Origin of the sequence: Clostridioides sp. ES-W-0018-02, assembly GCF_020658175.1 — a bacterium.
Lineage (GTDB): Bacteria > Bacillota > Clostridia > Peptostreptococcales > Peptostreptococcaceae > Clostridioides.
Genome location: NZ_JACVVY010000003.1, coordinates 82,837 through 95,831, shown reverse-complemented (window position 1 = coordinate 95,831; position 12,995 = coordinate 82,837). Strand labels below are relative to the sequence as shown.

Here is a 12,995-nt window from a genome sequence, read left to right as displayed (position 1 = left end):
CTATTTTATATAGATGTAAAAAAGCTCAACATGGATACATGTTGAGCTGAATGCGCTAAATACAATATACCTACATCTTCCCTTTATCTTAGTTAAGATAGCTCTCCATCAAAATTCGGGATAATTTTGATGACAGTACTGTACTTATTAAATACAGCCCCAGCACTAGATTTGGACACTAGCACTTCGGCACTTACTCCTTTTATATTGCTTCATTGGCTTCCGACCTCTTCAATATTAATCTTAGTAAATGCGACCTCTACCTCAATCTTTTTATTAGATGAGGTAATTCTTATTAAATTTTATTTATTCTAAATAATTGTAGCATAATATGTCGAGATTGTAAATATTTTCAGAAGAGTTTCTATGCTTCGATAATATTAACAAATCTAGCTTATACTATTCCAGTATATAATTACAACTTTAGTTTTATGTTTAAAAATATATTTGTTTTCTCTTTTTTCTATTATATTATCTATATACTTATCCAACATATCGCTAAAGTTAATCTTTTTATTTAATTCTGTTTCCATTTTAAAAAGTATATCCTCTACACTATCGAATTCAATTTCATTTTCTACATCAATAAACTTTATATCTGCACATATATTTAAAGAATGTAGTATATTTGGAATGTATATATAATCTGGACAAGTTCTATCTTTATCACCTAAATCCATATACAAATCATTAAATAATGGTTTTTGAATAGTTCTCACTATAATCACTTTTTCTTTAGCTAGCTTATCCATCTTACTCAAAGCATCTTTAATATCCCAAATTCGATAAAGAGAATTCACAGATAAAATATAATCACTATGCCCAACATTAATCTCTTCCCATTTTCCTTGTATTGTATCTATATTAGTTATATTATGTTCCCTAGCCTTTCCTTCAAGCACATTAAGCATATCTATTGAAAAATCATTAGCAATTATACCTTTACATTTCTTAGAAAGTGGAATAGTAAATTTTCCGGTACCTGCACCAATTTCTATAAGATTTTTTCCTTCATCTATTAACTTATCTACAAAATTAAATACTTCTTTTGAATAATCATAAAGCGTTGGTCTATCATCATATTTATGAGATAATTTTTTAAAAAACTTTCTTTCCGCTTCATCATCAAAAGCTCTTTCTCTTGCATATCCTTCTTTACTTTCAACATACTCATGCCATTTTTTCTCAAAATCTATATCTTTATAGTACATAATTACTCTTCCTTTCTAAAAATATTAGGGCGAGATTTGTAATTTTCTATACTCAAAAAACTACTCTTACTAATGTAATATTGATTAAACAATTGATTACTATATTTTAAAAATTAGTGAAATTCTCAACAAGCTCTTTGGTATAAGCATGCTTTGCACTTTTATACAATTCCTTAGCATCTATAATTTCAACTATCTTGCCATTTAACATGACTGCAACCTCATCACTAACTTCTTTTACTAAGTCTATATCATGAGATATAAATAAATAGGTTATATTAAACTGTTTTTGAGCTTTCTTCAAAACCTGTATAACTTGAGCTTGCACAGATACATCTAGCATTGATGTAGGTTCATCTAATATTATAAATTTAGGATTTAATAAAAGCACTCTAGCTAAAGCAACTCTTTGTATTTGTCCTCCACTTACTTGATGTGGGTATCTATTTAAAATTTCCTCACTAAGCCCAACAAAACTTAAATATTCCATTATGTATTCTCTTGCTTTATTCTTTTCGTAGAGTTTATGAATTTTTAATGGTTCCACAAGGCTCCCATATATAGTTTTTTTAGGGCTTAGGGCAGAATCTGGATGTTGAAATATTATCTGTATCTCTTTTCTTAAATCCCTCATTTGAGAAAAATCATAATTACTGATATCTCTACCATTAAAATAAATTTTACCTCTGTCACATTTAATAAGTCTTAAAATAAGCCTTGATAAAGTTGATTTTCCGCATCCACTTTCTCCTACAAGACCTAAGGTTTTTCCCTCTTTGATTTCAAAAGATACATCATCTACCGCCTTAACTATCTTTTTATTGATTATTCCGCTTTTAAACTCCTTATAAAGGTTACAAACTCTTATCATAAAGAAAACACCTCACTTTTGAACCATTAACATCAAATAGTCTTGGTTCATAATCAATACATGTTTTTTTTGCAACCTTGCATCTCGGAGAAAATCTACATCCTTTTGGTAAGTTTGTTAGACTTGGCGCTATCCCTTCAATGGGTATTAATTTTTTATTTGGCTGTGAATCAATTAAACCTCTCGTATAAGGATGTAGTGGATTATTAAAGATACTATTTTTTGTACCCTCTTCTATGATTTTACCTGCATACATAACTACAACTTCATCACAAAGCTTTTTAGCTAGCATTAAATCATGAGTTATAAGTATCATGCTAACACCCATATTACTTCTTAAATCATAAAATACTTCATATACTTGCTTTCTTATTATTGCATCCAACCCTTTAGTTGGTTCATCTGCAATTACCCAGTTAGGTTTTAGTGCTGTCCCTATAGCTGCTAATGCTCTTTGACTCATACCTCCACTTAACTGAAATCCATACGAATTATAAACCAACTCACTATTTGAGAAAAAAATTTTTTTTAATATCTCCAAACTTTTACTCTTACAAGAATTCTTTTTTTCTTTTCCATGATAATAAAAAAGTTCATTCATATGACTTCCTATTTTCAATATTGGATTAAAAGAACTTGATGGATTTTGGGGTATTAACGCTATTTTTTTCCCTCTGATTTCTCTAATTTCATTTTCTTTAATTTTTAGCAAATCTTTTTCTTCATATAAGACACTGCCTGAAACAGTTGAGTTATTAGATACAAGGTTCAAAATCCCTAGTCCTAGTACCGATTTTCCACTTCCAGTTTCTCCAATAATTCCTGTAATTTTACCACTTTGAAAGGTTCTAGATATTCCATCTACAGCTCTTACTTTTCCTTCCTTAGTATTAAAATGAATTTTTAAATCTTTTATACTTATATCTCTATTCATAGTTTTTATTCCTTCTAAAGATATTGGCTTAAAGTGTTGCTTTTTTCATCAAACATATCCCTTAGTGCATCTCCAATTAAATTTATACTGCAACACAATAATAATATACTAAACCCAGGTGCTAATAATAGATTTGGATAGCTTCTAAAATGAGTCTTAGCATCATTTATCATAACACCCCAATCTGCTTGTGGGGGTTGTATTCCTAGACCTAAAAAACTTAACGATGCCATAGAAAGTACACTTTTTCCTACCCTTATTGCAAATAGTACTATAAAAGGAGCAAATATATTTGGAATTATATAGTGCAAAATTATATAAATATGACTAGCCCCTAGTGCTCTTGCACCTTCAACATATTTTTCTTCTTTTACCTTTAATACCTCTCCTCTAACTATTCTTGAAAAACCAGCCCAAGAAGTGAATACTATTGCAATTAATAAACTTTTTATACCTGGCCCAAGAACTCCAGCAAGGGCAATCATAAAGCTAAGACTTGGAAGACCTTGAAATATATTTACAATTGACTGTATTATCGTATCTACTATCCCACCACAATATCCTGCTATTATACCCACAAAACTACCAAATAGCATTGTTAATAAGGTTGCTAAAAAAGCTAAAGATATTGATACTCTGGCTCCATATAATATCCTACTTAGAATATCTCTGCCTAGAGTATCTGTACCAAGTATATGTTCTCTAGAAATTCCCATTAATCTATCATCCATTTGTACTTTATTAGGGTCATATGGAGCTAACTCTGGTGCAAACATTGCAACAAGTATCATAATTATTAGCACTAAAAAAGCTAGTTTATGTATAAATAACATTTCTTTAAATTTATCCATCTCATTTATCTCCCACCCTCATTTTAGGATTAAGAAATAGGTAACATATGTCTACAATTAAATTAAACACTATAAATATAATCCCTGTAAATAGCACATATCCTTGTACCACTGGATAATCTCTACTCATTATTCCTTGTATTACATAACTTCCCATACCTGGAATACTAAAAATAACCTCAACCACTGTGGAGCCTCCTAAAATAGCACCAAAATAGTTTCCCAGAACTGTTACAATGGGCATTAATGAATTTAAAAAAGCATACTTAAAAATAACTATTTTATTTGACAGACCCTTAGCTTTTGCCACTGTTATATAGTTTTGTCCTATACTTTCTATTAAAGTTGCTCTATTTAACCTTGCTACAGTTCCTATAGTCCCAGCTGCTAAAACAAATCCAGGCATTATTAAATGTTTAATCGTACCATACCCACTCGTAGGTAGCCATCTAAGATTCTCACAAAATATACTTAACATAATAATAGCTAACCAAAACCCTGGAATAGATATCATAAGTAAAGATACAAAAGTGCCAATCTTATCTATCGCTGAATCCTTTTTTAAAGCCATGATTATAGCTAATGGTATAGATAACACTATAACAAAAAACATAGCCATTAAAGATAAAGAGAAGGTTATTGGTAACCTTCTTAATATCTCTTCTGTAATAGATGTCTTTTTGATATAGGAAAGTCCTAAATCTCCAGTCATAGCTTTTTTAGTCCAATTAATATACTGAACTATAATATTATCATTTAACCCTAACTCTTCTCTAACTCTTTCTATTTCTTCATCTGTAGGAGCAGAAATACCATCCATGCTTAAATATTCAACTGCTGGGTCACCAGGTGCTATAACTCCTAATATAAATCCTAGAAAAGTTATTCCTATCAAAATAGGGATAGTCATCAATATCCTTCTAATTAAATATTTAAATGGTGTTTTCACTACTTACTCCACTCCATATTTGCTAATGTAGTCCCATATAATGTAGGTTTGTATCCAGTTATTTTTTTATTATAGGCAATTAAGTTAACATCTTCAAATAATGGTATAGCTGATGGGTGTTCTGCTGATATATCTTGAAGCTCATCATATATTTTACTTCTTTTATCTAAATCCATTGTTTTTTCTAATTGACCTATTAATTCATCTGCTCTTTCATTTTTATAGCCCAATGAATAAGCTATATTACTTGACCCTGTGCTTCTCATATAACTATCAAATATAGAAAATGGTTCTGCATTTGGAAGCCCTTGAGTGTGAAGTGCTATGTCATAATTTCCTGTTTTTTGTGCTTCCTTAAAAGCAGCACCATCAAGTATAGTTATTTTAGAGTTTAATCCAACTTCACTTAATACAGATTGTATATACTCTGCTACAGTTTTGTATGGATAACGGTCTACACCATAAGATGGTATTATAAACTCTAACTCTTTTGTTTCCCCTTTTAACTCATTCTTTATAATTTTTTTTGCTTTTTCTGCATCATAAACAGGTTTAATTTCCTTAGCAAAAGGTGAACCTTGGTTCAATATATTCATAGTCGGAGTTCCATATCCTCCATAAAATTTATTTACTATAGTTTCTCTATCCACCAACAAGCTTAGTGCTTCTTTTATCTTAACATTATTAAATGGTGCCCTAGTACCGTTTGTAGATACAAATTGAGTTATTGTTGATGGAGATGTTTTAATCTCAAAGTTTTCATCCTTTATTAGCTCACTAGCTAACTCTGGAGTAATAGCCCCTAAATCCATAACACCCATAATTTCCTCTGATTTAAGTGCTGTGTAACGAGTTTGTGCATCTTTAATTACATTTACTCTTACATTTTTAACTTTACTTTTATCTCCATAATAGTCTTGATTTCTCTCTAACAAAACAAATTGTTCTTTTTCTCGTTCTTTTATCTTAAATGGACCAGTTCCTTGTGCATACTTAGTAAAGTCTCCCGTTTTTACATCAAAACACTCTGGACTATACATAGCACTTCCAAATCTAGCCATGTTGTATATTAAAGTTGATATTGGTTTACTGAAAGTAAGTTTAACTTCATAGTCAGAAACTTTATCCACACTTTGTAAATTAGGATATGTCTTTTCTATATCAAACGAATAAAAAGGTGAAGATTTCGTTTTCATATTCATATAACGTTCAAAATTTTTTACTACTGAATCTGCATTCAAATCTACACCATCATGGAATTTTACACCCTTCTTTATTGTAAATGTCCATTCTTTATAATCACCTGAATTTGACCATTTTTCTGCAAGTTCTGCCTTTGGTTTTCCATCATCACCCAACCCTATTAACGGTTCCCAAACATAGAGTATAGAACTTGTGTAATAAGCATCTTGTTCACCTGGTGCCAAATCTCTAGCTGCTGCTAAAACTACTTCCTTTTCATTATTCATCTTACTAACATCATTATTTTCCTCTGGTTTACTACACCCTGTTATCAATGATAACATCAGCATAATTGCTAAAATTATACTACTCAGCTTCCCTTTTGAAATCTTCCTCATAATACATTTCCCCCTTATTTAGAAATATGAGCATAAAAAAAGTTATAGCAAATAATGCTATAACATCCCATTTTAATATGTATACTTTAAATTCTAAATTCCATATACAAGACAATAAATCTAGTTGCTCCCCCCTAAATTTATTTACTAATATTTAATGTAGGTATCTGACTTACATTTCATTTTCTCAGCCTTTCTAAATAACATCTGTTGGCTATGCAGAATTTATCCATGCTTACAGTGATGGGTTCGTGTTGGATTTTCACCAACTTCCCTACTCTTTAAATACGTTTATTCAATTCTTAGTTTAATTGTATGCAATCTTATATAAATTGTCAACTTAAATCAAAATATAGCACTATATGCAAAATTAAAATTTACAATTATCTATCTATTAAAGTCTATTATAAAAACAGATATATTTTTTTCATATGGAAGGTAATAAGCTACTTTATCTCCCTTAACTATATTTTTCATAATATGATTGTATATAGTTTCATACTCTCCGCCTTCATCATAAGACTTAGCATACCTAACTATGTCATCTTCACAAGTAAATGTCTGTCCAAATTCAAGACTTAATGGTATTAATTCATATCTAAGTTTCTTTTCATCTAATAATACTTTTAAATTTTTTGAACTATGTCTTTCCACCACATCCATTCTTTTCTTAGATACTGGAATATGAGTTTTGGACTTATCATTAACAATTGCAATTAATCTATCACAATGCCCAGTAAAAAATTCTATATTCTCATATGAAAAAAAAGAAATTAGTATAGTATCAAATTTTGTATTTATATCTTTAAAATCTTTTACCATACACCTAATATTGCTTATATTATTGTCTTTTATTGATTTTTCTAAATAATTTATAGCATTTTGGTTTATATCAATACAAGTTATATCTTTCAGTTCTTTGCTTAAATACATATCTATTAAACCTAATCCACAACCTACATCACAAAAAGTTTGGCTATCTTTGATGTACGGAATTATTTCTTTAGCTAATATCTTGTGAAAACCAGTATATTCACTTGCATCAACAAAAGATTTTATTGTAGTATCATTCCAATTCATTCTCATATTTAAATTTCCCCACTGTCTTTTAAATTTACTTTCTGACCTGTACTGTAAAACATACTATTTCTCTCATTTCCACTTATTATGCTCATTACTTTATCATGTTCTTTAATTACAAATCCTGATAAATCATTTACTCCATACTTAAATAATATAGGTGCCATTGGAGTTGCTGGACCCACCAATACCACATAAGCATTTTTGCTTAATTCTAAATACCAAGGAAAAGTTTTTGTACTTAATGTGTAACAAGATATAACTACAAAGTCCTGTTCAGGTAAGATATATGGTGCTGAAGTCTCTGGATAATCACCATATATATCTTCACTTTCTATTATGGATAAATCACAAACAGGTGCAAATAGTTGTTCTAAATAGTGAAAATGACCTATAACCGCTACCTTTTTTCCCCTTATCATATTCTGGTATGAAATAAAAGGGTCATTAGTTCTATCTTCTATAAAATTGTTTTCATTTAACTTTATATTATTTTCTTTTGAAACTTTTACAGAATTATAATAAGAATTTATTGCAGCCAAGCCAATTCCTGATTCTGTGATATTCCAAGACTTAATACATCCAGCTATTTCATATAAAGATTTTCCTTTAAAAGATTTTACAAACTCTGGAGGACGTCCATCTTCACTATATACAAAACCTATACCACTACCTACACTACTTCTTACTAAAATATTATGTTGCCCAACAGCTATATCTTCAACTATTATCTCTTTAGGAATTCCTTCTATTAAATCATCATAAAGTTCCCACAAAGTCATTTACCTCCTCCTGTACAATACTTTCTATTTCTTTTCTATTTAAGACTTCACCTTTTCTAACCTTGTGCCTAATATCTAGTAAAATATTATCTAAGCTTTCTATGTATTTAATACTTTCTATTTCTTCATCTGTTGTAGATATTACCTTTGAAATTCCACCATTTTTAATAACTATTCTTTTATTAGCGTTTAAAGCTAATATAGGGTCATGTGTTGAAATCAAAATTATTTTTTCCTTTTTAGATAATAGTCTTAGAGCTTCCTTTCTATCTATACCTGCATTTTCAATTTCATCAATTAAAACTATTGGTGAAGAACTCATATATGCAGTATCCGATATCATAAGAGCTCTTGATTGGCCTCCTGATAATTGGGTTATCTTTGTGGTTAATTCAAATTTTTCTCCAGCTAGTTTATTAGCACAATAAAAGCATTTTTTTACTATGTCATCTTGATTTTTACAAAAACGACTTTTAGAGTGCATTTGTAAAAATTCTTCTACTGTTAAATCCATTACAAAATTCATATTTTGTGAAAGTTGAGCTACTAGCTTTCCATCCATAACAAAACGAGTTTCATCACTTGGAATACTTTCATTTATTAATATTTGTCTGTTAGTAGGAGTGTCTCTCTGGGCTAAACATTCAATATCCTCTAACAGTCTACTTTTTCCTGAACCTGTAGGTCCAACAATACTTATAATTTCTCCAGCCTTTATTTTCAATGAGATAGCTTCTTTTTCTTTTAGCTTATTGTACCCACCATTAATAGTAATGCTTTCTATATTTAAACTCTTTTCATCTTGGCCAAATTCTTTTAAAAACTCCACCAATTTAATGTATAATTCTTCTTTTTCTATCCCAAAAGTTATATAAAATTCCTCATCTAAAGATTCTATTAGATTATTAAAAGTAATTGAATCATCTACATTACTTAGATTGTAATTTAAGAAAAAATCAAAGGCCATAGAGTAGTTTTCTTTTATCTCTTTTATAGACATGTTTAGTAAATTTTCATAATTATCATATTTCATAGTCAAACTCCATTTTCTTTATCATTCCCATTTGATAAGATTCTCCAATTCTAGTCTCTCCAGTACAGTAAGAACACACTGATGCTGGTGTTGTAAAACGTAATTGTTTTTCCCTAAGCGTGGTTATTTCTTTTATATCACTTAAATATTTCTTAAGTAAAAATACTCCTTGTCCTGTGATTCCATTTATAAATATTATCTTAGCTTTTGAGTTTACTTGACGTACATTAAAGGAAAATACCTCCCTTTCTGCTTGTGATACTATGTCTCCTTTTGTAATTACAACAATATCAGCATATTTTAGCATTGGTCCTATTTTTCTAGGTGTATTTATCCCTGATAAATTATCTATTACACAAACTGCTGGTATAGTTTTTATATAGGGTGAGCAACGATTACAAAGCCCTGCACTTTCAGTAATTAAAATATCTAAGTTTAATTTTTTAGACCAATAAAGTGCATCTTCAATATTACTTATAAAAAAATGGTCTGGACAAATTTTACCAGATAGTCCAATTTGAACAGGTATATTATTCTCTTCATATCTAATCTGGTCAAAAGATGTAAGGCAGTCAAACTTTACTACTCCAACCTTATTTTCTTCTGCCTCCATAGCTTTAATTAGATGAAGAATAACAGATGTTTTTCCAGATGATGGTGGCCCTGCTACTGTAATTAGTTTCATATCAATTCCCCTTTTTACGAAAGAAAGTAGGTAAAATCCTACTTTCTTTTAATTTATGTCTATATATTATTTAATAACTTTATGTCTAAACATTATTTAGTAACTTTATATCTATATACTATTTAATAGCGTTTTTAGTTAATTTGCTATATTGTTCATCACTTAAATCAACATGATAAAATAACTTATAAAATTCTTTTGTTTTTTCTTTTAAATCATAATTAAAATTCTCTGGATAAAGTATTTCAGATAGCCAAATCATACCCATATATCTATTTACAGATGGAGGGAATCCCATCCAATTATATGGCGTACTTGGTGCTTCATAGTATTTACCACTAGATATAGCACTTATTTTTTGCCATTCAGTTTGACTTCCTACTTTACTATATATACTCTGTGGTGCAAACACTATTACATCTGGATTCCATAAATATAATTGTTCTAACGATACTTCATTTCCATTGCCTTTACTTGATGGGTCATTGAGCTTTGCAACATTATTTGCAAGTATATTAATAATCTCAGAGTGGAAAGACCCTTCTGCGATTACATTTGTTCCTGTGTCTCCTACGCAATAAGCAAGGTTTACTTTATTCTTATCACCTATTTTCTTCATCGTTTCTACAGTTGTATCATAAGTAGTTTTACAGTAATCAGCTAATACTTTTGCATTATCTTCTACATTTAAGATTTCTCCTAGCTTAGTGTAACATTCTGACATATTAGCAGTTGTAGCTTCTATAAATATAGTTGGTATACCTGTTTGTTCTTGTATAGAATCTAAATCTTCTTTCATGCTACCTTTCTTCTCACCTATATCGATAATTACTTGTGGTTCTGCTGCTGCAAGGGCTTCCATATTTAAATCTCCCTTACCATAAAATTGACCAAAAACAGGAAGACTAGTATACTTTTTATCCACATAGTCTTTTGAATCATCTGTCCAATCTCCTGATAGTCCAACTAGCTTATCTGGTGCTACTGAAAATAGTACGATTTGTGCTAAACTTCCTGAAGGTGCTATTTTTTCAATATTTGCTGGAATCTCAACTTTTCTACCTACTGAATCAGTAAACATTATTGTTTTAGATGCATTTTTATCCTCTTTTTTTTCTTTAGCATCACCATTTGACGATGTACATCCAACTAAAGATGTTATTGCTAAAGTTAATACCAATAACAATGATAATAATTTCTTTTTCATTTTATCCCCCTTAAGTAAATTATATAGTTACACTTTTTGGTATGCAGACTCTAATTTTATCATCATATAAGCTGTTTAATTCTACATCTATGTTATATAATTTTTTAATTAGACCAGAATTAATTATGTACTTAGGCACACCAAAAGCTAATATTTCATGATTGTATAAAGCTAAAACCTTGTCTGCATACAAAAAGGCTTGGTCTGGATTATGTGTTGACTGAATTATTATATATCCATCCCTTGTTAATTCTTTTACTGTATTTAATACTCTAATTTGATTACCATAATCTAAATCAGAGGTTGGCTCGTCCATAATAAGTATCTTTGCATTTTGAGCTAAAGCTCTTGCAATAAGTACTAATTGTCTTTCTCCTCCACTTAAATTTATAAAATTCCTATCTTTTAAATAAGAAATTCCTATTTTGTCTAAAGATTCTTCAACTATTTCCATTTGTTTTTTAGTAGGTTTAGACATAGGTGAAATTTGTGATGTTGTTCCCATCAATACCATTTCAACAACAGAATAACTAAATACGGGATTATGAGACTGAGGGATATAAGCTATTTTTCTTGCTAGATTCTTAATTTTGTAATCCTTCAAGTTTTTTCCATCCAATAATATTTCACCTTTATATCCTTTTAATAACTGAAGTATACACTTAAACATAGTACTTTTCCCTGCACCATTAGGTCCTAATATACATAGTAACTGACTACCTTCAACATTAAAGGATATTTGATTAAGTACATTTTGATTTTTATAAAAATAACTGAGATCTTTAACTTCTAAAATCATATTAATCCCCTCTTTTCGTAATCAGATATATGAAAAATGGTACACCAATAAACGATGTTAATATACCTATAGGTATCTCACTAGTCCATAAATTTCTAGATACATTATCAACTAACAACAAAAACGATGCTCCAAACATAGCTGATGTTGGCAATAAATAAACAAAATTATTTCCAACTAATCTTCTAGATAAATGTGGTATTACAAGACCAACCCAACCTATCATTCCACTTACAGCAACACTTGCAGAAGTTAAAAGTGTAGCACATATAATAGTAATAAATCTTATACGCTTTGTATTTATCCCCATCGTTCTTGCCTCATCTTCTCCTACAGTCAATATGTTTATTTGCCAGCTAATAAGTATTAGAGGTACTATACCTATTAACATAGGAATAATTGCAAATTTTATGTCAGATATTTTAGCTCCTGATAAACTTCCCATTAACCAATATGTAATTGCAGGTAACTGGTCATTAGGGTCTGCTACAAGTTTTATAAAAGATGTACCTGAAGAAAATAATGAACTTACCATAATACCAGATAAAATTAAGCCTAACACTTTACTTCCCTTTGTTCTTTCACTTATCAAATAGACTAAAATTACAGTAATTAAACTAAAGATGAATGCACTAACTGTAACCTCTCTACCACTTTTATAAAGAAATAATGCTAAAGCAGCTCCAAATGCTGCTCCTGATGATGCCCCTAGTATATCTGGTGATGCCATAGGATTTAAAAAAATATATTGATATGATGCTCCTGCAGCTGCCAATGCCCCACCTACTAAACATGCAAGTACTATTCTTGGTAATCTAACATTTAAAAATATAGTTTCCATGCTATCTGTCCAAAACTTATCTATATTACATATTTTCGAAACTAAAATTCCAAATACTTGATGTGGTTCTACTGGATATTTTCCAAGTGCTAGTGATACTAATATCAATGTAATCAATATTATAACTAAACAAAACATAATTAACTTATTACTTTTTGCACTCTTATTCACT

13 protein-coding genes and 2 riboswitches are annotated in these 12,995 nt (G+C 29.7%); all 13 genes read right to left on the bottom strand.

Annotated elements, in window-relative coordinates:
• Positions 1 to 90 precede the first annotated feature (90 nt).
• Positions 91 to 270: riboswitch (Lysine riboswitch) on the bottom strand.
• 119 nt (positions 271 to 389) lie between these two features.
• The 13 genes from IC219_RS09280 to IC219_RS09220 all read right to left on the bottom strand — a co-directional run bounded on the left by IC219_RS09280 (position 390) and on the right by IC219_RS09220 (position 12,994).
• Positions 390 to 1,211: a class I SAM-dependent methyltransferase gene (locus tag IC219_RS09280; protein ID WP_227481954.1), complete on the bottom strand. Its 822-nt coding sequence runs from the start codon at positions 1,209 to 1,211 to the stop codon at positions 390 to 392.
• 106 nt (positions 1,212 to 1,317) lie between these two features.
• A complete protein-coding gene (locus tag IC219_RS09275) occupies positions 1,318 to 2,082 on the bottom strand; it encodes an ATP-binding cassette domain-containing protein (RefSeq protein WP_227481953.1) in 765 nt (254 codons plus the stop codon).
• Positions 2,066 to 3,016 carry an ABC transporter ATP-binding protein gene (locus IC219_RS09270; RefSeq protein WP_227481952.1) on the bottom strand — a complete coding sequence of 317 codons (951 nt, stop codon included), beginning with the start codon at positions 3,014 to 3,016 and terminating at the stop codon, positions 2,066 to 2,068. Before IC219_RS09270 ends, IC219_RS09275 begins: the two co-directional genes overlap by 17 nt.
• A 14-nt stretch (positions 3,017 to 3,030) precedes the next feature.
• Positions 3,031 to 3,867, bottom strand: a complete 837-nt coding sequence (locus IC219_RS09265; RefSeq protein ID WP_227481951.1) for an ABC transporter permease — start codon at positions 3,865 to 3,867, stop codon at positions 3,031 to 3,033.
• Between the two features lies 1 nt (position 3,868).
• Entirely contained in the window at positions 3,869 to 4,816 is a 948-nt protein-coding gene (locus IC219_RS22005; protein WP_227481950.1) for an ABC transporter permease, read from the bottom strand.
• Positions 4,816 to 6,396 (bottom strand): ABC transporter substrate-binding protein, encoded by a 1,581-nt coding sequence (locus tag IC219_RS09255; RefSeq protein WP_227481949.1) that lies wholly within the window; start codon positions 6,394 to 6,396, stop codon positions 4,816 to 4,818. The genes IC219_RS22005 and IC219_RS09255 overlap by 1 nt, the downstream gene beginning before the upstream one ends.
• Positions 6,397 to 6,557: 161 nt before the next feature.
• Positions 6,558 to 6,695, bottom strand: a riboswitch (cobalamin riboswitch).
• Positions 6,696 to 6,783: 88 nt separating this feature from the next.
• Positions 6,784 to 7,482 (bottom strand): methyltransferase, encoded by a 699-nt coding sequence (locus IC219_RS09250; protein WP_227433853.1) that lies wholly within the window; start codon positions 7,480 to 7,482, stop codon positions 6,784 to 6,786.
• Between the two features lie 2 nt (positions 7,483 to 7,484).
• Positions 7,485 to 8,258 (bottom strand): Rossmann-like domain-containing protein, encoded by a 774-nt coding sequence (locus tag IC219_RS09245; protein ID WP_227481948.1) that lies wholly within the window; start codon positions 8,256 to 8,258, stop codon positions 7,485 to 7,487.
• Positions 8,236 to 9,291: an ATP-binding cassette domain-containing protein gene (locus IC219_RS09240; RefSeq protein ID WP_227481947.1), complete on the bottom strand. Its 1,056-nt coding sequence runs from the start codon at positions 9,289 to 9,291 to the stop codon at positions 8,236 to 8,238. The genes IC219_RS09245 and IC219_RS09240 overlap by 23 nt, the downstream gene beginning before the upstream one ends.
• The gene (locus tag IC219_RS09235; protein WP_227433850.1) at positions 9,281 to 9,976 is read right to left on the bottom strand and encodes a GTP-binding protein; all 696 of its coding nucleotides are present in this window, start codon (positions 9,974 to 9,976) and stop codon (positions 9,281 to 9,283) included. The genes IC219_RS09240 and IC219_RS09235 overlap by 11 nt, the downstream gene beginning before the upstream one ends.
• 118 nt (positions 9,977 to 10,094) lie before the next feature.
• Positions 10,095 to 11,183 (bottom strand): ABC transporter substrate-binding protein, encoded by a 1,089-nt coding sequence (locus tag IC219_RS09230; RefSeq protein ID WP_227481946.1) that lies wholly within the window; start codon positions 11,181 to 11,183, stop codon positions 10,095 to 10,097.
• A 19-nt stretch (positions 11,184 to 11,202) separates the two neighbouring features.
• On the bottom strand, positions 11,203 to 11,982 hold the full coding sequence (locus tag IC219_RS09225) for an ABC transporter ATP-binding protein (RefSeq protein ID WP_227433848.1): 780 nt from the start codon (positions 11,980 to 11,982) through the stop codon (positions 11,203 to 11,205).
• Position 11,983: 1 nt separating this feature from the next.
• Positions 11,984 to 12,994, bottom strand: coding sequence for a FecCD family ABC transporter permease (locus IC219_RS09220; RefSeq protein ID WP_413926936.1), 1,011 nt, complete (start codon positions 12,992 to 12,994; stop codon positions 11,984 to 11,986).
• Position 12,995 lies beyond the last annotated feature (1 nt).

Excerpts from the sequence above, each read along its gene's own strand:
- IC219_RS09280 (WP_227481954.1), bottom strand. The coding sequence starts at position 1,211 with ATGTACTATAAAGATATAGATTTTGAGAAAAAATGGCATGAGTATGTT.
- IC219_RS09275 (WP_227481953.1), bottom strand. The coding sequence starts at position 2,082 with ATGATAAGAGTTTGTAACCTTTATAAGGAGTTTAAAAGCGGAATAATC.
- IC219_RS09270 (WP_227481952.1), bottom strand. The coding sequence starts at position 3,016 with ATGAATAGAGATATAAGTATAAAAGATTTAAAAATTCATTTTAATACT.
- IC219_RS09265 (WP_227481951.1), bottom strand. The coding sequence starts at position 3,867 with ATGGATAAATTTAAAGAAATGTTATTTATACATAAACTAGCTTTTTTA.
- IC219_RS09255 (WP_227481949.1), bottom strand. The coding sequence starts at position 6,396 with ATGAGGAAGATTTCAAAAGGGAAGCTGAGTAGTATAATTTTAGCAATT.
- IC219_RS09250 (WP_227433853.1), bottom strand. The coding sequence starts at position 7,482 with ATGAGAATGAATTGGAATGATACTACAATAAAATCTTTTGTTGATGCA.
- IC219_RS09245 (WP_227481948.1), bottom strand. The coding sequence starts at position 8,258 with ATGACTTTGTGGGAACTTTATGATGATTTAATAGAAGGAATTCCTAAA.
- IC219_RS09240 (WP_227481947.1), bottom strand. The coding sequence starts at position 9,291 with ATGAAATATGATAATTATGAAAATTTACTAAACATGTCTATAAAAGAG.
- IC219_RS09235 (WP_227433850.1), bottom strand. The coding sequence starts at position 9,976 with ATGAAACTAATTACAGTAGCAGGGCCACCATCATCTGGAAAAACATCT.
- IC219_RS09230 (WP_227481946.1), bottom strand. The coding sequence starts at position 11,183 with ATGAAAAAGAAATTATTATCATTGTTATTGGTATTAACTTTAGCAATA.
- IC219_RS09225 (WP_227433848.1), bottom strand. The coding sequence starts at position 11,982 with ATGATTTTAGAAGTTAAAGATCTCAGTTATTTTTATAAAAATCAAAAT.